This window comes from Peribacillus simplex NBRC 15720 = DSM 1321, from assembly GCF_002243645.1.
Classification (GTDB): domain Bacteria; phylum Bacillota; class Bacilli; order Bacillales; family DSM-1321; genus Peribacillus; species Peribacillus simplex.
Map to the genome: position 1 here is coordinate 1,453,417 of NZ_CP017704.1, position 20,947 is coordinate 1,474,363.

At 41.9% G+C, this 20,947-nt stretch carries 18 protein-coding genes; 7 read left to right on the top strand and 11 right to left on the bottom strand.

The window, feature by feature from the left end; genetic code table 11:
• Position 1 precedes the first annotated feature (1 nt).
• Positions 2-751, bottom strand: a complete 750-nt coding sequence (locus BS1321_RS06880) for an SDR family NAD(P)-dependent oxidoreductase (RefSeq protein WP_063232311.1) — start codon at positions 749-751, stop codon at positions 2-4.
• A 221-nt stretch (positions 752-972) separates the two neighbouring features.
• On the opposite strand from BS1321_RS06880, the gene BS1321_RS06885 reads away from it, so the two are divergent.
• Positions 973-1,275 (top strand): phasin family protein, encoded by a 303-nt coding sequence (locus BS1321_RS06885; protein WP_063232312.1) that lies wholly within the window; start codon positions 973-975, stop codon positions 1,273-1,275.
• Between the two features lie 14 nt (positions 1,276-1,289).
• A complete protein-coding gene (locus BS1321_RS06890; protein WP_063232313.1) occupies positions 1,290-2,960 on the top strand; it encodes an ABC1 kinase family protein in 1,671 nt (556 codons plus the stop codon).
• A 217-nt stretch (positions 2,961-3,177) separates the two neighbouring features.
• Here the strand turns inward: BS1321_RS06890 and BS1321_RS06895 are convergent, their stop codons facing one another.
• Complete coding sequence (locus BS1321_RS06895) at positions 3,178-4,110, bottom strand: catalase family peroxidase (RefSeq protein ID WP_063232314.1); 933 nt, start codon at positions 4,108-4,110, stop codon at positions 3,178-3,180.
• Between the two features lie 387 nt (positions 4,111-4,497).
• A complete protein-coding gene (locus BS1321_RS06900; protein WP_063232315.1) occupies positions 4,498-4,926 on the bottom strand; it encodes an Lrp/AsnC family transcriptional regulator in 429 nt (142 codons plus the stop codon).
• 118 nt (positions 4,927-5,044) lie between these two features.
• Between BS1321_RS06900 and BS1321_RS06905 the strand changes: the two genes are divergently transcribed.
• On the top strand, positions 5,045-5,440 hold the full coding sequence (locus BS1321_RS06905; protein ID WP_063232316.1) for a carboxymuconolactone decarboxylase family protein: 396 nt from the start codon (positions 5,045-5,047) through the stop codon (positions 5,438-5,440).
• 115 nt (positions 5,441-5,555) lie between these two features.
• On the opposite strand, the gene BS1321_RS06910 is transcribed toward BS1321_RS06905, so the two are convergent.
• Positions 5,556-6,023 carry an Lrp/AsnC family transcriptional regulator gene (locus tag BS1321_RS06910; protein ID WP_063232317.1) on the bottom strand — a complete coding sequence of 156 codons (468 nt, stop codon included), beginning with the start codon at positions 6,021-6,023 and terminating at the stop codon, positions 5,556-5,558.
• Between the two features lie 173 nt (positions 6,024-6,196).
• Between BS1321_RS06910 and hisC the strand changes: the two genes are divergently transcribed.
• A complete protein-coding gene (gene hisC, locus BS1321_RS06915) occupies positions 6,197-7,294 on the top strand; it encodes a histidinol-phosphate transaminase (protein ID WP_094246588.1) in 1,098 nt (365 codons plus the stop codon).
• A gap of 105 nt (positions 7,295-7,399) precedes the next feature.
• Here the strand turns inward: hisC and BS1321_RS06920 are convergent, their stop codons facing one another.
• From BS1321_RS06920 to iadA, 6 genes are all read right to left on the bottom strand, one after another.
• Complete coding sequence (locus BS1321_RS06920; protein WP_063232319.1) at positions 7,400-8,779, bottom strand: amino acid permease; 1,380 nt, start codon at positions 8,777-8,779, stop codon at positions 7,400-7,402.
• A 371-nt stretch (positions 8,780-9,150) separates the two neighbouring features.
• Positions 9,151-10,575, bottom strand: coding sequence for a dihydrolipoyl dehydrogenase (lpdA, locus tag BS1321_RS06925; protein WP_063232320.1), 1,425 nt, complete (start codon positions 10,573-10,575; stop codon positions 9,151-9,153).
• Entirely contained in the window at positions 10,576-11,856 is a 1,281-nt protein-coding gene (locus BS1321_RS06930; RefSeq protein ID WP_063232321.1) for a dihydrolipoamide acetyltransferase family protein, read from the bottom strand.
• Positions 11,857-11,886: 30 nt separating this feature from the next.
• Positions 11,887-12,870 (bottom strand): alpha-ketoacid dehydrogenase subunit beta, encoded by a 984-nt coding sequence (locus tag BS1321_RS06935; protein ID WP_063232322.1) that lies wholly within the window; start codon positions 12,868-12,870, stop codon positions 11,887-11,889.
• Positions 12,870-13,958 carry a pyruvate dehydrogenase (acetyl-transferring) E1 component subunit alpha gene (gene pdhA, locus BS1321_RS06940; RefSeq protein WP_063232420.1) on the bottom strand — a complete coding sequence of 363 codons (1,089 nt, stop codon included), beginning with the start codon at positions 13,956-13,958 and terminating at the stop codon, positions 12,870-12,872. The genes BS1321_RS06935 and pdhA overlap by 1 nt, the downstream gene beginning before the upstream one ends.
• A 529-nt stretch (positions 13,959-14,487) precedes the next feature.
• Positions 14,488-15,663, bottom strand: a complete 1,176-nt coding sequence (gene iadA, locus BS1321_RS06950; RefSeq protein ID WP_063232324.1) for a beta-aspartyl-peptidase — start codon at positions 15,661-15,663, stop codon at positions 14,488-14,490.
• A gap of 191 nt (positions 15,664-15,854) precedes the next feature.
• Here iadA and BS1321_RS06955 point away from each other — a divergent pair, with 191 nt between their 5' ends.
• Positions 15,855-16,163, top strand: coding sequence for a hypothetical protein (locus BS1321_RS06955; RefSeq protein WP_063232325.1), 309 nt, complete (start codon positions 15,855-15,857; stop codon positions 16,161-16,163).
• Between the two features lie 448 nt (positions 16,164-16,611).
• Here the strand turns inward: BS1321_RS06955 and BS1321_RS06960 are convergent, their stop codons facing one another.
• Positions 16,612-18,609 (bottom strand): transglycosylase domain-containing protein, encoded by a 1,998-nt coding sequence (locus BS1321_RS06960; RefSeq protein ID WP_232522772.1) that lies wholly within the window; start codon positions 18,607-18,609, stop codon positions 16,612-16,614.
• Positions 18,610-18,920: 311 nt separating this feature from the next.
• Here BS1321_RS06960 and BS1321_RS06965 point away from each other — a divergent pair, with 311 nt between their 5' ends.
• Positions 18,921-19,445, top strand: coding sequence for a universal stress protein (locus BS1321_RS06965; RefSeq protein WP_063232327.1), 525 nt, complete (start codon positions 18,921-18,923; stop codon positions 19,443-19,445).
• Between the two features lie 474 nt (positions 19,446-19,919).
• Positions 19,920-20,810 (top strand): cation diffusion facilitator family transporter, encoded by an 891-nt coding sequence (locus BS1321_RS06970; protein ID WP_094246589.1) that lies wholly within the window; start codon positions 19,920-19,922, stop codon positions 20,808-20,810.
• Positions 20,811-20,947 lie beyond the last annotated feature (137 nt).

Here is a 20,947-nt window from a genome sequence, read left to right on the forward strand (position 1 = left end):
ATTACTCCTCGTACATCATTTTTCTTGTCATGCCTCCATCGACGATAAGATCCGCACCCGTAACGAAATCATTTTCCGATGCCGTCAAATAAAGACAGGCCCTTGCAATATCTTCAGGTTTGCCAACCCGATTGGAAAAATGCTGCTGGTGATCTTTATCCCTCAGCGATTCATAATCTCGCGTTTCAATCCATCCCGGAGAAATCGAATTGACCGTAATTTTCTCTTTTCCTAAAGAAGCGGCAAGTGCATGTGTCAGTGCTTTGATCCCCCCTTTTGTCGCTGCATAGGATTCCGAATCAGGCTCAGACATCATCGCTCTGGTTGATGCCAAATTGATGATTGCACCTCCCGTTTCATTTTTCCGCATCGATTCTGCCGCAGCCCGGGAACAAAGGAAAACACTGCGCAAATTCGTATTCATCATATCGTCCCATTCCTCAATCGTCAGGTCATAAAGCGATTTGAATAATGCCTTTCCTGCATTATTGATTAATATATCAATGGTCTTATATGTTTTTAGAGTTATATCCATCAAATGTTGGATGTCAGCTTCCTTGCGTACATCCGTTTTGACGAATATGGCTTCATGACCGTTACTTTTGAGCTCTTCCACATACAGCTGACCTTCCCGCTCGTCCAAATCTGCGAGAACGACTGAAGCGCCGCTTTCTGCATATCCCTTTGCCACGCCTCTCCCTATACCATTCGAAGCGCCTGTTACAATCACCGTTTTATTTTTGAAACCCATTTTCCCATCCTCACTTTCATAGATTTGTCCCTATCATAATATCCAATTCGCTTCACTTCAAACAATTTCCTATCATCAATAACCTGCAGGACCCTTATATTTCTCTAGCTGCCCTAAAGTGATGTATGATAGATAGTAACAGCAAGAATGAACCAGAGTGAACGGCAATCCGCTATTATCTTTCTTACGGTGTAAAAAACTTATATTGGAGGAATGTAAAAATGGACTTATTAAAAAATGTGTTTTCTTTAGGATTAGGTGCTGCCGCTGCTACAAAAGAGCAAATTGAAAAAGCAGTGGACTCTCTTGTCAAAAAAGGCGATATCAGCAAAGAAGACTCCAAGGTCCTTTTGAAGCAATGGGTCGAAAAAGGGGAACAAGCCCAAAAGCAGCTGGATGATTCCGTCAAGGCCAAAGTCAATCAAGCGCTCAATGGCCTAAACTTGGCAACTAAAGAAGAAGTTCAGGAATTGGAGCGCCGTATCGTAATTTTGGAGAAACAAAACCAAAACTTACAATCGTGACAGGAGGTACTTGAATGTTTCGCAAGCGACTGAAACACGCACATCGTTACCAGGAAATCATTAATGCCTTCTTGAAAAATGGTTTCGGTTACTTCATCTATCGCCTCGGATTATCCGAGAGCAAAGCGGGATCGAAACTCCAACCCGATGAAAACCTGAACCTCCGCTCAATCGGAGAGCGGCTGCATACGATATTACAAAGCTTGGGACCTACATTCATTAAACTTGGTCAGATTGCTAGTACGAGGCGTGATTTCGTTCCGGACGAAATCGTCCGCGAACTTGAAAAGCTACAGGACCAGGTCACCCCATTTCCATTTGATAGGGTTCGCAAAATTGTTGAAGCAGAATTGGGTGATTCTTTGGAAAACATTTTTCTTGAATTCCATGAAAAACCACTGGCAACCGCTTCGATTGGGCAGGTCCATACGGCACGGCTTCCGTCGCAGGAAGTCGTAGCAATCAAAGTGCAGCGGCCCGATATTCTGCCGACTGTGGAAACAGATTTGGAAATTCTCGACGATTTGGCAAGACTTATGGAAGCACGGATATCTTGGGCAAGACGCTACCAAATAAGAAAAATGATTGATGAATTCGCTAAATCACTCCGCGCAGAACTCGATTATAACTCCGAGGGTCGAAACGGGGAAAGAATAGCCAAGCAATTCATCGATGATCAAGGGTTTAAGGTACCGAGGATCCATTGGGAGTATTCCACAAAAAGGGTCCTGACGATGGATTTCATTCAAGGAATTAAGATCAATCATTATAAACAGCTTGATGATGAAGGGTATGATCGCCGGCAAATCGCGGAAAGATTAGCGAACTCCATGCTACATCAAATATTGATCGATGGCTTTTACCACGGAGATCCCCACCCAGGCAATATCCTCATTTTGCCTGGGAATGTCGTCGCACTTATGGATTTCGGAATGGTGGGACGTTTGGAGGAAGAAACGAAGTATCAGTTCGCCTCGCTTGTCATCAATCTGAAACGCGGAAGCACTAATGGATTGATCAAGACGCTTTCAGATATGGGCCTCCTGACGGACGAAATCGATATGGCCCCATTAAAGGGGGATATTGATGAACTGCGAAATAAATACTATGATATCCCATTGAGCCAAATCAGCTTAGGCGGAGCAGTCAATGACCTGTTCACGGTTGCCAATCGGCACCAAGTCCAAATCCCTCCCGAATTCACGATGCTCGGCAAAGCTCTGCTTACCATGGAGGCGATTGTCGAAGGACTAGATCCGAACTTCAGCATTATGAAGGCAGCTGAACCTTTTGGGGAAAGGCTTTTTAAGGAACGCTACAATCCAAAAAATATTGCGAAGAACGCCTGGAATCAATTCATCGAGTCTGCTGAAGCCATTGCCGAACTACCCAAGGATATCAGGGAAGTAACAGGTATCATTAAAAAAGGGAAATTGCGGCTCGATATCAATATTCCTGAACTTCAAGTTTTTTTACATAAGCTAGATCAAATCTCGAACCGGCTGTCTTTCAGTATTATCCTGCTTGCATTCAGCATAATCATGGTCGGTCTCATTATCGGCTCTGCAATAGGCGGGGAAACCTTGATTCTTTGGAAAATACCGGTTATCGAAATTGGATTTGTCGTCGCAACCCTGATGTTCTTACTTATGCTCTACACCATTTTCAGATCCGGAAAAATGTAAACTTACGAATAAGGGGTTCGGATTGGTTTCATCCCGAACCATGAAACGTTTTTTTGTGGGTTTATGAAATTTGAGCATTGCCTCCAGGCACTATCTTTCCGCGGGCGGTCCGCCCTCGGCGCTACTGTTGGCGGAAAGGGAGCGGATTTCTGAAAACAAGTTTGCCTACAATATGAAGGGAAACCCCATTAGTAAGGGGTTCCCCTTTTTTATGATTTCATTGGTTATTTATCCGACGTTCATATGAAACAGCATACGCACTATGGCGAAAATGCAAGATTCGGTCTTCCGAGCACTCGATTCCTTCAGGTATATTGGTTGGATCAAACATTAAATGATCTTTAAACACTTCCGATTTTTTGGAGACCTTTAAATGCCCGATCGTGATTACCTGTTTATCTTCCGACCAAGCTGTGGTCGGATCGTCAGTCGGGTCATTTTCCCCTCCTATTTGTATGTTCAATTTAAAGCCCAACGGACCTTGCTTGAGCCTCTCTTCCATTTCTTCATCCAGATACTCTGGCGAATGCTTGGCTACCTCCCTTTTTTCTAGCATACTAAGGCCGGCATCAGGTACCCACTCATACTTAATGGCCTGCCGCCTTCCTTCCGCGTTAATGAAATAGAATGCATGTATGGAGTAATATTGACACGTTGAGAAACTGGCTGGAGAACGCATTTCTTTAAGCATTTGCAGGCTTGCCTTGCTTTCAGGGTATTGCCACAGGATTTTTGCAAGCTCTTTCAGATTGGGGAAACCCTCTTTTGCAGATTTGAAAAAGTCAGCAATATCAACAAACGCTTCCGGTGTTTTCGCAAAGAATAACGGAATGGTCACAGTAATAAGATCTGACACCTCTCCATTCGGCAATTGAAACTTGACGGCCATGCCCTTTACAGGGGAAATGGCATCAGGATGGCTTGGAATCGGCGAGCTATTTGAAAACCGAATGATCACCGGCACGGCTTCATTCTGAAGATGCGAAGCCACCGTTAATGAGGACGCTTTTCCGTTTGGAGTAAAAACTCCCTCATAAACATATCCCCTTGCATGCGCACGCCGATAACCAGGATGTGTTCCAGCTACATTTTCAATCACATTGACTGCTTCTCTTGCTAGTTCAGGTTTAAAGTCGTCAGTGCCTTCCATGATACCTCACCCCACCTTTTCAGATTCGAATCCATTATTACATGTACCCCTTATTCCATTAGCTTATTCAGGTTCTTTCATGAATCCCGAAAGCATTGATCGCTAAAAAACACCTGGAAATATCCAGGCGCTGCACAAATCATGTAATAAAAGTTTTTTCTATATCGCTTTCCATTTCGAAGGGAGCTTCGACCGACTCAAAACGCTATTCGACATTTCAATCACGGTAAATTATCCGTTTTATTGAAAAAGAACCAAAACTAAACTTTCTTTCATTCAACATGAACAGCAGTGCCATAAGCATTGATATCACAAGTACAAAAGGCAATAGAGAGGATGGTCGATGAAACCCCAAACACTATTATCCGAAAGGAATAACATAAATACTCATTCCTGTTCCCGCTCCACCTGTGAAAGGATGACATGGGTAACGGTTGCAGCAAAAGGAATCGTCCGATTGATGAATTCCTCCACTTCTTCAAGGCTCTCACTGTGGATTTTCAGCATAAAGCAAGCCTGCCCAGCAATTCGATAACAAAAGTCAACATTCGGCACCTTGGAGATATACTTTTTGAATTTCTCATATTCCCCATTTTTTATCGTTGCTTCCACGATACACTCAATCGGGAAACCGATCTTTTTATGATCAATCTCGGCAACATACCCTTTAATGATCCCGAACGACTCCATTTGACGTACCCGTTCTGCAACGGTGGGGGCGGAAAGGTTTACTTTCTTTGCCAATTCCCTCATGGAAATTCGGCTATTCATCGTTAATTCAGCAAGGATGCTCTGGTCTTTTTCATCTATTTTCATTTTACTATTATTCCCCTTCTTTTCTTTACATTTATTAATTATTCAATCAAAATGATTTACAAACGGAATTAATATTCCTGGTTTTTTATATTAGGATTATCTCAAAGGGGAGATGTTCATGACAAGAATAAAAAAATCATCGCAGGGATCCAGTCCGTTTCAAAGATTATTTCATTCTGAAGATATTTCGCATAAATGGTCGGACCTGTCAGATTGCATATCTGCAGATGGAAAACTTTCAAAGAAGTTAAAGGAAAACGTCAGAAGGGTGCTGGCATTCGGTAATGGCTGCTCATACTGTCAGGCAAAAGGGATTCCACTAAAGCCGGAAGATATGAAAGAAAGCTATGCAATCGCCTTTGCGGAAGTATTCCTCATGCAACGTGAAAAAACGGAGGAAAAGTTTTTCCAAGTATTGAAGGAGGCATTCAGTGATGAAGAGATTTCTGAACTAATGGCATTCATTTGTTTTACGACGGCCCAGCAATATTTCGGGGCTTTGATGGATTTATAACAACGCAAAAAAAGGAACAGGCATTCCGCCTCGTTCCTTTTTGTAAAGAAACCCAGATTCCAATCTTCATTAGTCTCCGTCCGAACCCATTTACCAGGATCAGTTGAGCTACCACCTAAGATTTCGCACCATGATCCTCCATTTCATTGATCCTTGGAAGAATGGAGCGGGAAGGTACCGGGGATGTCAAAACCACGGATGTATTCAGATGTCCATAGGGTATTAATCGATCTATTAGTATTCTCATGCTGTCCATATCAGCCAGAGCGGCTTTCAAAAAATATCCAACTGTTCCTGTTACACGATGGCACTCGATAATGTCTAAATCATTTTTCACCAATTGCTCAAAATCGGAAACAGGAACCTTAAGTTCACTCACCTGAATGAACACAAGTACACCCCTTCCTATTGCCAGAGGTGAAACCCTCGCACTGAACCCTTCGATGATCCCTTTTTCTTGCAGGCGATACATACGTTCAGAGATGCTAGGTCGACTGAGAGCCAATTTTTTCGATAGTTCACTAATCGTAATGCGTCCATCCATTTGTAAAAGTTCCAGTAAACTGACATCTATTTCATCCATGAAGCAACCACCTTTCATAATGAAGGAATATAAGCTTATATTTCTTTAAAATGTTGTATGGATAGCGAAAAATACATTCTTTTTTGTATGTAATTTTAACAGTTAATATTCTATCATTAAAATAATCAAATAGAAAAAGAAAATTCAGAATTTACCAAAGGGAGGAACCTGCATTGACCTTTACGAAAATCCCGGTTCGACAAAACATCGAAAGCATTAGCCCATATGTTTCCGGCAAGCCAATTGAAGAAGTGCAACGTGAACTTGGTCTTGAAACGATCGTTAAATTGGCATCCAATGAGAATCCATTCGGTTGCTCAACTCTAGCAAAGGAAGCCATGCTTACTGAAATGGAGCACACCTCCTTTTATCCTGAAGGTATGGCACCTGCATTAGCTGAAAAGCTGGCAAGGAAATTGAATATCAATAAAGATCATATCATTTTAGGCAATGGATCTGATGAAGTGATACGTTTGTTAACAAGAACCTATATCCAACAATATGATGAAGTCATCATGGCTGATGTGACATTTCCACGGTATGAAACGAATGTATTGATTGACGGTGGCACACCTGTAAAAATACCTCTTATTAATGGTGTACATGACCTGCAGGGTATGTATGATGCCATAACAGAAAAAACTAGAATGATATTTGTTTGTAATCCCAATAATCCGACAGGAACGATCGTTCAAAAAGAAAAGTTACGCACTTTTATCGAGAAGGTCCCGAAACATATTTTACTGATTGTTGATGAAGCATACTATGAATATGTCGATGATGCAGAATATTTAGAAACCTTACCACTTCTTAATATGCATTCAAACCTGGTTATCTTGCGCACTTTTTCAAAGATTTATGGACTGGCTGCATTAAGGATTGGATACGGTTTAATGGATGCTTCCATCATACAAGAGCTAGTTAAAGTGAAGGAACCCTTCAATACCAATCGTTTAGCACAGGCTGCGGCATTCGCTTCCCTCGACGACCATCCATTTGTTGAGAAATGTGTTCGTAAGAATGGAGAAGGAAGAAGATATTTAGAAAACGAACTAAGCAAGATGGGTTTAACATTCTTCCCTTCACATGCCAACTTCTTGATGGTCAAACTGACCCATCCTGGCAGGGATATTTTTGAAAAGTTATTAATTCAAGGTGTCATCATCCGTTCCGGTCATTTGCTAGGCTATGAAAATACTATCCGCGTGACCATCGGCACTCCACTTGAAAATGAGAGGTTCATAACCTCCTTACAACATATAATCAATTAAACTTCAGGTACATGAACGATCGAAATGAAGTTGCAGTATATCGAAGGTTATAAATAAAAGATACGACATGGACGCCTTTGTTCATGTCGTATCTTTTCCATGGATTTATTTAGCAATATCCTTTTCTACTATAGTTGTTTCCTGTTCATCCACACTTTTAAATTTAAAAATCGAAATCGAGATTAATGCAGCCAACACTATAAGGCAAGCAATGATACTGATCCGATTCTGTTCACTGAACACGAACGTGACACAAATGATACTTAAGGTGATTACAGCAAACAAGGTTACATATGGAAAGCCCCACAATTTAAAACTCGGAGCTTTAGGATATGAATTGCGAAGTTTTAGCTGCGCTAAACAGATGCTGATCCATACAAGTGATACTACAAAACCCGGAAACGCCATTAATAAAGTAAATGCCTTGTCCTGTGCAACATAAGTAATCATGGAACCGGCGATCAAGACAAATGCACTTAATATCAAACTATATAAGGGAACGCCATTTTTAGATACATAAGAGAACGACTTGGGTGCTTCCCCTTCTGCAGCTAAAGAATGCAGCATGCGAGTACACCCATAGATTCCAGAGTTAGCGGCAGATAAGACGGCCGTAATCAAAATGAAATTCATGATATGTGCAGATCCCTGAAAACCGGACATTGACAAAACTTGTACAAACGGACTTGCCTGGTCACTAATTTCGTTCCAAGGAATCAAACCGCAGATTACAAGTATCGGTAAGGTGAAAAATAATACGACTCTCCAAATATAGTTTTTAATGACCTTCGGCAAAATGCGTTCTGCATCCTTTGTTTCCGTTACCGTCACCCCTATTAACTCGGAACCGCCATACGAGAACATAACGATCAGTAATGCCGAAAAGATGGACATCCACCCATTTGGGAAAAACCCTCCATGCCCTGTGAAGTTATGCAGATAATTAGATCCGCCGCTTGGGATGACTCCAAATAAAATACAGGCTCCCAGTATAATGAATACGATGATCATTGTAATCTTAATGCCAGCAAACCAAAATTCGAATTCACCATAATTTTTAACATTCATCATGTTAACTCCAATGATGAATGCCGCACACCCTAAACTTAATATCCATAGCGGGATCGCTGGGAGCCAATACTGCAAGAAGCTTCCTGCCACCACTACCTCAATGACACATACGGACAGCCACATGAAACAATACATCCAGCCTACGATGAATGAAAAGCGCTTACCGAATGCTTTCTGAACGAAACCTTTCATATTAGTATTTGGATAGACGATTGCCATTTCTGCTATAGCACCCATGACTACAAGCAGCAATAATCCTGCAAAAATATAAGTGAATATGACTCCTGGCCCTGCTAACGATATGGTTTCGGCACTTCCTTTAAAAATACCAGTACCTATTGCCCCTCCCATTGCCATCATGCTAATATGCCGCGGCAATAATCTCTTTTGCAGTGACCCACCATTTGAATCCATTACATTTGCCTCCTTCATTCCATGATTTCTTTGTATAAAAAATTAAACCCATTTCAATCGTTGAATGGCGAATAGATAAATTATCCCATCAACCGTAATGGTTTAGGAGGGGAAGGATGCAAAGCCTTCTTGAAAAATCTTCTCATACCACCAAAGTAAAAATGATATCAATATGCCGTTAGTTTTACAAGAGGAATCATTGCAGGCTAAAATTACTACTGTTTGGTCAAACGCCGGGTCTGATCTTCGGAATGGAGTGAATTTGCTGATAGCCTTGCCTTATCGGGGCCAATGACAGGTTTCTGACTCCAAAAAAAATACACTCTAATCGGGGACTACATTGGTAATCCCCATGTCTTTACATTTTTACCTTAATTATTTACGATGTGAATCGCATGTCCCAAAACTGCCTCAGCCGCTTCCATCCACCCTTCAGTCAAAGTTGGATGTGGATGCATGCTGAGGGCTATATCTTCGACCCGAGCCGCCAGCTCCAGGGCAAGGACCCCTTCACCTATAAGGTTGGAAGCATCAGCACCTACCATATGCATTCCGAGCAATATGTGGCTATTAGCATCCACGATCACTTCAGCAAAACCCTCTGTTTCATTCGTTGCAAGCGCCCTTCCGTTGGCACTGAACGGAAATTTGCCGATCTTGACGCTGTATCCCTGTTGTTCAGCTTCTTCACGGCTTAAACCAACCCCAGCTATTTGTGGGTCCGAGAAGATTACATAGGGAACATAAGGTGAGTCAACGGCACTTGGCACCCCCCCTATCACTTCAGCTGCCACGATTCCCTGCTTGGTCGCTCGATGTGCAAGAGCCGGACCAGGTGTAGTGTCACCGATGGCAAAGATGTGCGGCACATTTGTACGGCATTCTATATCCACTGCTATATGCCCTTTTTCACTAACCGTAACTCCAGCCCGATTCAGGCCAATTTCTTCAGTGTTAGGTATCCTGCCAATTGTAACCAGGGTCTTTTCGCTCACGACCACTTCCGTCCCCTTTTTTTCAGAGGACACATGAAGGTGTACTTGACCATCCACTACACTCGCCTTTTCTACCCTCGAGGATGTCTTGATATTCATTCCAAGCTTCTTGGCATTCCGGGTGACTTCCTTTACCAGGTTTTCAGCAACTTGTGGGAGTATGCGATTGGCCATCTCAATAATGGTCACTTTAGTACCTAGCTTTGCAAATGCCATACCTAATTCAATTCCGATATATCCTCCTCCAATGATCGACAGGCTTGAAGGAACTTCCTGCAGCTGCAAAGATGATGTTGAATCCAATATATATTCTCCATCGACTTTAATGAAGGATGGAATGAAAGGTCTGGACCCAGTCGCAATAATTGCCTGTTCAAACTTGTAGGTTTCAAAATCGCCATCGGTTTCGACTCCAATACGGTCATCAGATAAAAAGGTTGCTTGACCTTTAACCACCGTCACTCCATTTTCCTTACACAAATGGGCAATACCTTGATTCAACTGAGAAGTGATGCCCGCTTTCCACTCCTGCCAAACTCCCAAGTCCATAGTCGTTCTTTCCTGAGATAGCCGGATTCCCATTTTCCCTAAATCGTTAAGCCTTTGGTATTGATCAGCTGCGTGAATTAATGCCTTTGAAGGTATACAGCCCCGATTAAGGCAAACCCCGCCCAGCTTATCCTTTTCAACCAGCACGACCGATTTCCCTAACTGGCCGAGACGGATTGCCGCAGCATATCCTCCCGGACCTCCTCCCATGATGATAACATCCGTCTCTACAGCAACTTCCCCTACTACCATTTATCTCATCTCCACAACTAAACGAATTGGATTTTCCAGCAATTCTTTGATTCTATTGGTAAAATGCACCGCTGTTACCCCATCAATCAAACGATGATCGAAAGAAAGAGACATATTCATCATTAAACGGATAACACCTTCCAAATCGCGAACGACCATGCGATGTTCCATTTTATGCAAAGCTAATATGGCCGCTTCCGGATAGTTAATGATCGGGGTCGCGTGCATCCCTCCGATTGGTCCTACATTGCTTATGGTAAATGTACTGCCTGTGATTTGATCTATGCTCAACTTCCCTTCACGGGCTTGGGCTGCCAATTGCCTGATTTCATCAGCCAGTTCGAAAATGGTTTTTTGATCGGCATGTTTTATGACTGGAACAATGAGACCCTCTTTTGTATTCGTCGCAATCCCAATATGATAATAATTCTTCAGGATGATTTCTTTGGTCTTTTCATCAATTGAAGCGTTTAATGTTTTGAACTCCTTTAAGGCGATGACAATGGCTTTAACGAAAAATGGCAAGAAAGTCAATTTAATATCCTTATCATCGGAGTACTCCTTTAATTGATTTTTAAATTCCTTCAATCGGTCCATTTCCAATTCATCTACATGGGTTACATGAGGAATGGTCGAAACAGACTTTACCATATGTTCAGCGATTTTTTTACGAATGCCTTTAAGCGGAATCCGCTCTTCCCACTCATTCTCCACTCCTTTTGCCTGGATGGCATCCTTCATCGGGGCCATCTCTTGAACAATCTTGTCATCATGCTGATTGGCATTTTCCCGTGTAATCGAGTTATTTTCTTTAAACTGCTTCAAGTCACTTTCGGTAATTCGCCCAGCCGGACCGGAGCCTTTAACCTTCTCGATATCAACCTTCATTTCCCTCGCCATTTGACGCACGAATGGCGTTGCCAACGCACGCACTGCCTCATGATGCGGTTTAGTCGTAATATGCTCTGCATTTACTTTTACATCATCAGATCGCACGACTTGGATTTCTTCTTCAATAATGCCTGTATCCGTAGCTGGCATATCGTTCTCTTCTTGAATTGTGAATATAGTGGTTCCCACTTCCACGATATCCCCTTCGGAAAAAAATATTTTCCTGACCACTCCCGCTGCGGGAGCAGTCAATTCCGCATTGACTTTATCCGTTTGCACTTCAACAATGGGTTGGTCCTGTTTTACCGCATCCCCTTCTTTGATGAGCCATTGGATAATTTCCCCTTCATGCATCCCTTCCCCTACATCAGGAAGTTTAAATTCCAACATGCGACTTCCTCCTTCTCCCTTAATCATCAATTAAAATGATATCGTTTCGACTATTCCTTGTTTTACACGGTCAACAGTCGGTAAATAATGATCTTCTATTGTAAAAGGCGGAACCGGTACATCAAATCCTGTTACACGCTTAATCGGCGCTTTCAGGTAAATAAGAGCTTCATCATTAATGATGGAGATAATCTCCGCACCTAATCCGGCAGTTTTATGGGCTTCATGGACGATTAATGCACGACCTGTCTTTTTAATGGACTGCACGATCGTATCCCTATCTAAAGGGTATAATGTTCGAAGATCGACCACTTCACACTTCCAGCCTTTTTCTGCTTCAATCTTTTTCGCGGCATTCATTGCCTCTCTTAACATGGCCCCCCATGCAAAAATGGTCAGGTCGCTTCCTTCCTTGACCACTTTTGCTTGACCGATTGGTATTCGGTACATTTCTTCGGGAACTTCTTCCTTAAAAGCCCGATATAATTTAGTCGGTTCCAAAAAAATCACCGGATCAGGATCTTCGAGCGCAGAAATGAGCAGCCCTTTTGCGTCATATGGATTACTGGGTGCAACCACCTTTAAACCCGGAGTATGTGCAAAGAAGGTTTCAACACTTTCGGAATGAAGTTCAGGACCCCTGATTCCGGCACCATATGGCGTGCGGATTACGAGGGGCACCCCAAATTGCCCACGAGTACGATACCTCATACGGGCAGCATGGGAAACTAGTTGCTCGAATCCCGGATAAATAAAGGCGAGAAACTGGATCTCTACTATGGGCAGCATTCCGTTAAGGGCTAAACCAATGGCAGAGCCGATGATTCCGGATTCAGCTAATGGCGTATCCACAACTCGATCTTTTCCATACTTCTCATAAAGCCCTTCAGTCGATCGGAAAACTCCGCCATTCACTCCAATATCCTCACCCAAGATCATCACGCGATCATCATGACCCAGCATTTGGTCCAGCGCTTCCGTAATAGCCTGGAGCATCGTTAAATTTTTGCCCATTATTTCTTCCCGCCTTTCCTTAAGATTTGGTTCAATTCCTGCTTCTGTTCCTTTAGATGCCATGACTCCCCGGCATATACATGGTTAAACATTTCGAGCGGGTCGGATTTCGGATACCCTTCGGCTTTTTGAAGGTGAGCATCAATCAATTCGTTGAATTGTTTTAAAACCAATTCCTCCTGCTTTTCATTCCAGTGACCCTCTTTATTCAAATACTTTCTAAGACGTGTAATGGGATCCCGGTTTTCCCTCCAGAACGTTGAAACTTCGTCCTGATCGCGATATATGTTCGGATTGTCTGCAGTAGTATGGGCTCCATAGCGAAAGGTAATCGCTTCAATTAATGTAGGTCCTTCCCCTTTAAGCGCTCTTTCGACAGCCTCCTTTACAGTCAGCCATACTGCGAAAATATCATTTCCATCCACTCGGACCCCATGAATGTCATAAGCAGCAGCCCGCTGGGATATTGTTTTGGATGCCGATTGCTTTTCAAAAGGCACACTTATCGCGTAGCCATTATTTTGGCAGAAAAAGATTGTTGGGGTTTTATAAACGCCAGCAAAATTCAGTGCCTCATGAAAGTCCCCTTCAGAAGTGGCTCCATCACCAAAATAAGCAATGCTAACATTCTTTTCGCCTTTAATCTTACTTGCCCAAGCCGTTCCAACTGCATGAACCATTTGAGTGGCAATGGGAACACTTGGAGGCAATATCCTTTTTCCTTCTGGACAAATTGAGCCATCAAAATGCGCCATCCAGTATAGGAAAACACGGTATAATTCCTGCCCATGAATGATTGCCGCTCCATGATCACGGTATGTGGGAAACATCCAATCCCCTGCTGACAACGCTAAAGCGCTTCCTGCCTGGGATGCCTCCTGTCCTTCGAAAGGTGCATAAGTTCCAATCCTGCCTTGGCGCTGGAGATTAATTGATTTTCGGTCAAATGTTCTGAGCAGGAGCATGCTCTCATACATCTTTAACATCAGTGATTTATCGATTTTCCCATCAATCGTTTCAATGATTTCCCCATCAGGAGTCAATACACGAAACATTTCCGGCTCATCTTCATTTGAATACGCTTTCATTATTGGGTTTCCCGTCTTTTCCATATCATTTCTCCCCTTAAGATAGATTTGTTTCGCAAACTTACCAAGGTTTTGAACAGTCATGAAATAACAGCCCAAAATGTTTTTATTGGTCTTTATGTCTGTGATTAAATGCTGTTTCATAAACTACATTTCCTTATATAAAAGGATAATACATCCAAGTTTTTAATAATATGTTAAATAGAATGAATTTCTTGCATATTACCTTTATTTAGAATATGTTTTCTGATACTTCACCTTCATTTTGAAAATGAGAACCGTTAATGTGAAATTTTCATCGAAAATCACCAGAAAACCTACCAATTGTTGGATATGCTTCGATCGATTCAAGTCATTTCCTTGCTTGCAGCCTTGCAGGGGTTACCTTCATCCAAACAGTATCCAGCACAAAAAGACCCATTATATAATTATGGGTCTTTTTTGCATTTCATGATTGATGGGGTTATTACACGCACCGGAAATAGCTCCTGCCATATTTCCTTTTTCAGCTTCACCATATTAGAAAAATCTATTTTTCAAATGTTCCTTTAACAATTGCTTCACCATCTTTTACCATGGTCTGCCCCATCGCGATCACACTATTTATTTCTAAAGTTTTTTTCTTCATCATGATGATATCGGCGTCCTTACCTACCGCAAGCTGTCCCTTTGCAGAAAGTTTTAAAATGTTTGCAGGATTTTCCGTCACAACTCTTATGGCATCGGCAATTGTCACTCCATCCTCGAGGACCGCATCGACAACACAATCATATAAGGACATGCATGTACCAATGTTCAAACCGCGCAGGTTACCGCTGGCATCGAAGTCAGGCAGGCTTGCTTGTCCATCTGAAGTTATGGTGATCTGCCCGATTTCAACCCCTTCTTCCAGTGCCCTTTTTATTGCTGTACTTGCTTTGACCTCCCCTTCTTCAAGGAACTTCTGGATCGTACTTGTTGTAAAATCGATATACCCCCCGTTTTTTGCATATTCCACCCCTGCATTGAATAAATGCGGATTTCGGTTTATATGTGTAGGGTAAAACTGAGTGATCGGTATTTCCGTTGTCTCGACAACTTCTTCAATTACATCTAAATGATCTAGACTGTCGCCGACATGAATGTTGACGATACCGCTTTTCCCGGACAACAGACCTCCATTACGCGCTTGAGAGGCCAGTTTAGCCAGTTCAGCTGCAGTCGGCTGCGAAGAACGATGATCGGCAATGGCTATTTCGCCAACACCGATTATTTTTTCCACAAGAATCAAATCATCTTCGATCTTACCGGTTAACGTCTTGACTGGAACTTGATAGGAACCAGTCTGAACGAAGCAGCTAATTCCTTCTTCTTCAAGCGCTCTCGCTTTAGCAAGCAGTGCCGGCATCGTCCTTGTCGTTCCATCTGTTCCGATTACCCCTACCAATGTCGTTATACCCGCTAAAGTGGCATCTGTTAATTGGATTTCAGGAGTCCTCGTTTTAAAGCCCCCTTCCCCACCTCCGCCGATAATATGTACGTGTGCATCTATAAAACCCGGAGCCACGATTTGGCCACTCGCATCAATCACTTCCAATTCAACGAAATTGGCAGGTACATCAATCTTGTCCTCGATGAAGCCAATTTGCTTTCCAACCAAGAGGATATCTTTTTGGCCCATATATTCCGGACCATAAAGCTCCCCATTTTTAATAAGTGTGAGCATTTTACTTCTCCCTTCAAAAATAGAAATTTTCAAATAGGTTTCATAATCTTTTACTCGGGTAAATATACAACATGACCCGCTAACAATTACATAAAAAAGATCAAACATACTTGTTCATTTTAAAAGTTGTAGCTGAATTGACATCTTGATTATGCTTTTCCAAAAGTATAAAAACAAAAGGAGTAAACGACATGAATAAAGTGATTTCTTCTGACATTAACACAAATAAAAGATTATCCATGCGACAAATCTTGAACCTATATCAAGTTACAAAAGAATTTAAAGGGAATATATATTTTATCTCCAACCATAAATTGGTCGATGCCAAGAAACTTTCGACTTTCGTATCCTTTGTGCTCATTCTTCAAGAGTGTGCAACCATGAAAGTCATACTTGAAGGCGAGAATGTACATGCCATGCTAGAGAAAGTACAGGCTATTTGTAAAGAAAACGATGAAAGTGCATACGGTTTCCAATCCAACCAAACCGTTAATATTTAAATGATCCAAACTACGTTATGAAGAGGGTGTATAGAAATGAGAACCATTTTAATGGTGATAGGAGCAATTGTCGTTATCGGCATAATAGTAAATTTCATTTTTTAAGAACGACGAAATACTGTCAATGAATGACAGTTTCAAACTGTAGACAAACGCGAGTTTGCCTGCAGTTTTTTTCTTTTTAAAAAACGTTTCAGTTGTTTTCAGAAATCCGTTCCCTTTCCGCCGACTGTCTTCCAGAATTCGGCAGGAGTGTCGCAAATTTCTTCAATTTAATGAGGGTTTCATAAAACAGTTAAAAACCAATACACCTAATTTTGTTTTAAGATCATGCTTCAGGATGAGACCATCCCCCCTTTTACCGACAAACTGAGACTGTCAAATGCTTGACAGTCTCAGTTTGTTAATTTTATTTAAAGAGCGTGGCCATACTTCCCTTTCCTGAGAATCACCACGGAAGCTCCCAGTCCCTCCATTTATTCAAACCTTCCCGTATTTCATTTCCTTTATCAATCCAATATTGTCTCTTTTTTTCCTCTTCTTCCTTTTCCTGTTGCTCAGCTATATGTGTCTGTTGTTCAGCTATAAGCGGACCAATATCTTGAGCTTTAAAAGATTGAGCGGCTTGATTCTGTATAGCTTGCGACATTATTTTTTGAAAGATGAGTGCACTTCCCTGACTGCTGTGTGTCGTTAGATAATGTTTTTCATCCGTCTTATCATATCCAGCCCATACAGCACCGACCAGCGTAGGTGAATAACCGATGAACCATTGATCTTTAACCCCTGATATTCCTTCGATGGGAACTTGTGTGGAACCTGTTTTACCTGCTATTTCATAACCGGAAACAGCCGCGTTTTTCGCTGTACCATATTCCACTGTTCCAAGCAGCATGGCATTCATTTTGTCGACGGCGCCTACAGAGGTCACTTTGGTGCTTTTCTCTTTCCAGGCGGCTACCTCTTTTCCATCGGCATTTTCTATTCTTACAATGGCATGGGTTTCCATCCGTTCCCCTTCGTTGGCGAAAGCTGAAAAGGCTCCTGCCATCTGCAGCGGGGACACACCTTTTTTCATTCCTCCTAAAGCTATCGACAGGTTTCGATCATCCTTGTCATATGGAATCCCAAACCGCTTAAGTGAATCAAGCCCCTTATCGATTCCAATCTCATTCAATAGCCAAACCGTTGGTACATTCAAGGAATTCATCACCGCTTCATACATAGGCACTTCTCCTTTATATTCACCACTCAGGTTTGTTGGCTCATATTCACCGAAGCTCATTTTTTCATCCTTTAAAGGGGCAGTAATATCATATCCCTCTTCAACCGCTGGCGTGTAAACGACAAGCGGTTTAATGGATGAACCAGGAGACCGTGTCAGCTGGGTCGCCCGGTTATAACCCATGAATTGATGCATCCCTCTCCCACCGACAAGTGCCTTTATGCCGCCCGTTTCAGGATCAAGGAGGACAGACCCGCTTTGAACCAGTTCTTCTGTACTTGTTCCAACTGGAAAATTGGCATCATTCTCATACACAGCTTCTGTAGTCTGCTGCATGGATTGGTCCAAAGTCGTGTAAATTTTATACCCCTTTGAAAGCAGCTCCTCAAGCTTAATTCCATATTTACTCGATGCTTCCGATAAAACATGATCGACATAATAAGGATACTTACCTCTTAATGGATCGGTTTCCTTCTCCCCCATAAGAAGTGTCACCGAATCTTTTTTTGCAGCTGCTTCTTCATCTTTCGTCAAATAACCATGTTCCGCCATTCTCGAAAGAACCAAATCACGCCGCTTGACTGCCCCGTCTAAATTCTTGTATGGGTCAAGTTTGGATGGCAAGTTAATGACACCCGCCAGCAAAGCCCCCTCGGCAACGGTCAATTCAGAGACCTCTTTGGAAAAATATATATTTGCAGCCTTTTTGATTCCCCATGCCCCATGGCCAAAATAAACTTGATTCAAATACATTTCCAGAATTTCATCTTTTGTATATTGATTTTCAACTTCCTGGGCTAGAAAAAACTCTCCTATCTTCCTCTTAAGTGTTCGATCTGATTCAAGCATCGTGATTTTCACAAGCTGCTGGGTGAGCGTGCTCCCGCCTTCAACAACACTTCCTGCCTTCGCATTTTTAACCAAAGCCCGCAAAATCCCTTGATAATCTATGCCGTGATGTTCATAAAAACGGTGATCCTCAATGGAAACCACCGCTTGTTTCATATGTTCCGGTATTTCATCTATCGCAACACCTTCGGATTTATTTGCCGTGATCGTACTTGCAAGATTCCCATCCAGATCATATATTCCTGTCGGTTGCTGAAGAATATTTTCAAGATGGCTTATATCTGCTCCCTGCCTGAAATACAATAGTGAACCGGCGCCTAAAACCACAATCGCCAATATTATAATTAGACCTAATTTCACTAACCCTCTCATTTGTACCCCCATTTCCCATCTGCGACATGTTTCATTAAAAATATTTTACCCTTTTTATTAAAGAAAACTCGTCGATTGAATAAAAGGCGCCCTTTTCTTTTAGCACTATACTCGCGAATCGGCATCCTTGCCGATGATATCCCTTCATCGTCTGAGCATTAAATGAAGGACCAGATTTCATCCTACCATTTTAACTATGCTCGTATCTATCCTTTGCCCCTAAAAGGCAATCTATATACCGATTAAAGGCGTGAAGCCATTTAAAATTGGGTATAACACTTTAAGGTCTTATAAAGGGGAGAATGATATTAATGAAAGACTTAAAACATATTGTCGTCGCTTTTGATGGAAATGAAGAGAGTAAACGGGCCGTGGAATATGGAGCAACATTGAAAAAAGCCTTTCCAAAAGCCGAGTTGACCATAGTTCATGTCCTAAATGATAAGGTTGAACAGCGTATCATGGGAAACACCTCGGCTCCGGGGTTCGTACCTGCTGCCGGATTTTATGTGGATCCAGTCCAGACACATCCCGTTGTTGAAGTTGATCATCAAGGACATCAAATTGTAAATGACACCCCTTCCGCCGTCGAGAATAGTATTCAGAACGCAGAAAATAATACTTTGAGATTGTTAAGTGAATGTCAAGTCAAGGGAAAATTCGAAATATTGGAAGGATATGCGCCAGATAGCGTATGTGACTTTGCAGCAAGAACTTCAGCTGACCTTATCGTTGTCGGCAATAGTGCTAAAAACGGTTTGGAAAAATTCTTCCTTGGCAGTACAAGTAGTTCCATTGCGAAAAACGCACCCTGTTCGGTATTCATTGCAAAATGAGATTGAGCGGGTTCGCCCTGAATGGCTCGAGTAGAGCATTCTCCGATAAAAGGCCGGGTTCTTATAGAATCCGGCCTTTTTGTTAATAGGATTTTCACAGTAATACATTCGAAGCAAACGAAAAACACAGGGGCGCTAATGGCTGCCCAAAACCACCTCCCTACACCATTGCTAACTATTAGGTCAAGGTGTCTGAACTAGAACCGTTCACTCTCAGCCTTTTTGGCTCCCCTTGGAAGTATTTAATTTTCGATCATAGGTTAGAATACAATTAAAGAAAATGTACATATCATCAAAACTTTCCATTCCCATTTTATGGCGATATTCTTTCATTTATCCAACTTCTTTACAGACCTTCAATACACCTGCTATTAACCAAGTTAGATGGCTATATACGACAATTTTTCTATAGACTCACTAAGGTTTGATTTGGTATCTTTATTAAGCCTAATTTACATTGGGGAGGGAATGGACATGGATAAACATTCGATTTCAGCTGAAAAAGGCGCTTACATAAGCATTGCTGCTTACATATTCTTGTCTGCTCTTAAATTGTCATTTGGTTATTTCGGTGATTCTAAAGGGCTTTGGGCTGATGGTTTAAATAATACAACCGACATCATCGCTTCCATAGCTGTATTGATTGGTTTAAAAATTTCAAAGAGACCTCCTGATGATAATCATTCATATGGCCATTTACGAGCGGAAACCGTAGCCTCGTTGGTAGCTGCCTTCATCATGATCTCCGTGGGCCTTCAGGTTGTGTTCAGTGCCATTGAATCCTTCTTTCACCAAGCTTCAACAACAACCGTTCCCAGTATGCTGACCGGTTATGTTGCTCTATTCTCTGCAATCTTCATGTACGGAATCTACCGATATAACTTATCCTTAAGTAAAAAGATCAACAGCTCTTCCATCTATGCCGTTGCACAGGATAATCGTTCCGATTCCCTTGTCAGTGTTGGTGCTTTCATTGGAATCATCGGTACTAAGATGGGAATCCCTTGGCTGGATGCAATAGCTGCAGCAGTCGTGGGGGTCATCATATGTAAAACGGCCTGGGATATCTTTCGTGATGCCTCCATCTCTTTAACCGATGGTTTCGACGAGCAGCTCCTGCAAAAGATCGGACAAACCATTATATTGACAGAAGGTGTTAAAGATATGAGTGAAATTAAAGCCCGGATGCACGGAAGTGAAATCTTGCTCGAAACCACCGTTCATGTTAACCCTCTTTTGACCGTCATTCAAGGTCATGATATTACGGTTAAAATCGAAGAAAATCTTTTGAAGGATTATAATATCCAGCATGTGATTGTTCACATCGAACCATATGCATTTCATAAAAAAGGTAACCGTCATTAACTTTACGGATACCTTTTTTTGTTATTAATTCCTGTAATTACTGTAATAAAACTGTGTCAAAAAAAGGTATTTATTGATTGATTGCCGAATATTTATCCAATTGACACATGTTAAAAGAACAGTAATCTGTTATCATG

What these genes read in the sequence shown, in the direction of transcription:
- BS1321_RS06880 (WP_063232311.1), bottom strand. Translation starts at nt 751, where the DNA reads ATGGGTTTCAAAAATAAAACGGTGATTGTAACAGGCGCTTCGAATGGT.
- BS1321_RS06885 (WP_063232312.1), top strand. Translation starts at nt 973, where the DNA reads ATGGACTTATTAAAAAATGTGTTTTCTTTAGGATTAGGTGCTGCCGCT.
- BS1321_RS06890 (WP_063232313.1), top strand. Translation starts at nt 1,290, where the DNA reads ATGTTTCGCAAGCGACTGAAACACGCACATCGTTACCAGGAAATCATT.
- BS1321_RS06895 (WP_063232314.1), bottom strand. Translation starts at nt 4,110, where the DNA reads ATGGAAGGCACTGACGACTTTAAACCTGAACTAGCAAGAGAAGCAGTC.
- BS1321_RS06900 (WP_063232315.1), bottom strand. Translation starts at nt 4,926, where the DNA reads ATGAAAATAGATGAAAAAGACCAGAGCATCCTTGCTGAATTAACGATG.
- BS1321_RS06905 (WP_063232316.1), top strand. Translation starts at nt 5,045, where the DNA reads ATGACAAGAATAAAAAAATCATCGCAGGGATCCAGTCCGTTTCAAAGA.
- BS1321_RS06910 (WP_063232317.1), bottom strand. Translation starts at nt 6,023, where the DNA reads ATGGATGAAATAGATGTCAGTTTACTGGAACTTTTACAAATGGATGGA.
- BS1321_RS06920 (WP_063232319.1), bottom strand. Translation starts at nt 8,779, where the DNA reads ATGGATTCAAATGGTGGGTCACTGCAAAAGAGATTATTGCCGCGGCAT.
- lpdA (WP_063232320.1), bottom strand. Translation starts at nt 10,575, where the DNA reads ATGGTAGTAGGGGAAGTTGCTGTAGAGACGGATGTTATCATCATGGGA.
- BS1321_RS06930 (WP_063232321.1), bottom strand. Translation starts at nt 11,856, where the DNA reads ATGTTGGAATTTAAACTTCCTGATGTAGGGGAAGGGATGCATGAAGGG.
- BS1321_RS06935 (WP_063232322.1), bottom strand. Translation starts at nt 12,870, where the DNA reads ATGGGCAAAAATTTAACGATGCTCCAGGCTATTACGGAAGCGCTGGAC.
- pdhA (WP_063232420.1), bottom strand. Translation starts at nt 13,958, where the DNA reads ATGAAAGCGTATTCAAATGAAGATGAGCCGGAAATGTTTCGTGTATTG.
- iadA (WP_063232324.1), bottom strand. Translation starts at nt 15,663, where the DNA reads ATGCTCACACTTATTAAAAATGGGGAGCTTTATGGTCCGGAATATATG.
- BS1321_RS06955 (WP_063232325.1), top strand. Translation starts at nt 15,855, where the DNA reads ATGAATAAAGTGATTTCTTCTGACATTAACACAAATAAAAGATTATCC.
- BS1321_RS06960 (WP_232522772.1), bottom strand. Translation starts at nt 18,609, where the DNA reads ATGAGAGGGTTAGTGAAATTAGGTCTAATTATAATATTGGCGATTGTG.
- BS1321_RS06965 (WP_063232327.1), top strand. Translation starts at nt 18,921, where the DNA reads ATGAAAGACTTAAAACATATTGTCGTCGCTTTTGATGGAAATGAAGAG.
- BS1321_RS06970 (WP_094246589.1), top strand. Translation starts at nt 19,920, where the DNA reads ATGGATAAACATTCGATTTCAGCTGAAAAAGGCGCTTACATAAGCATT.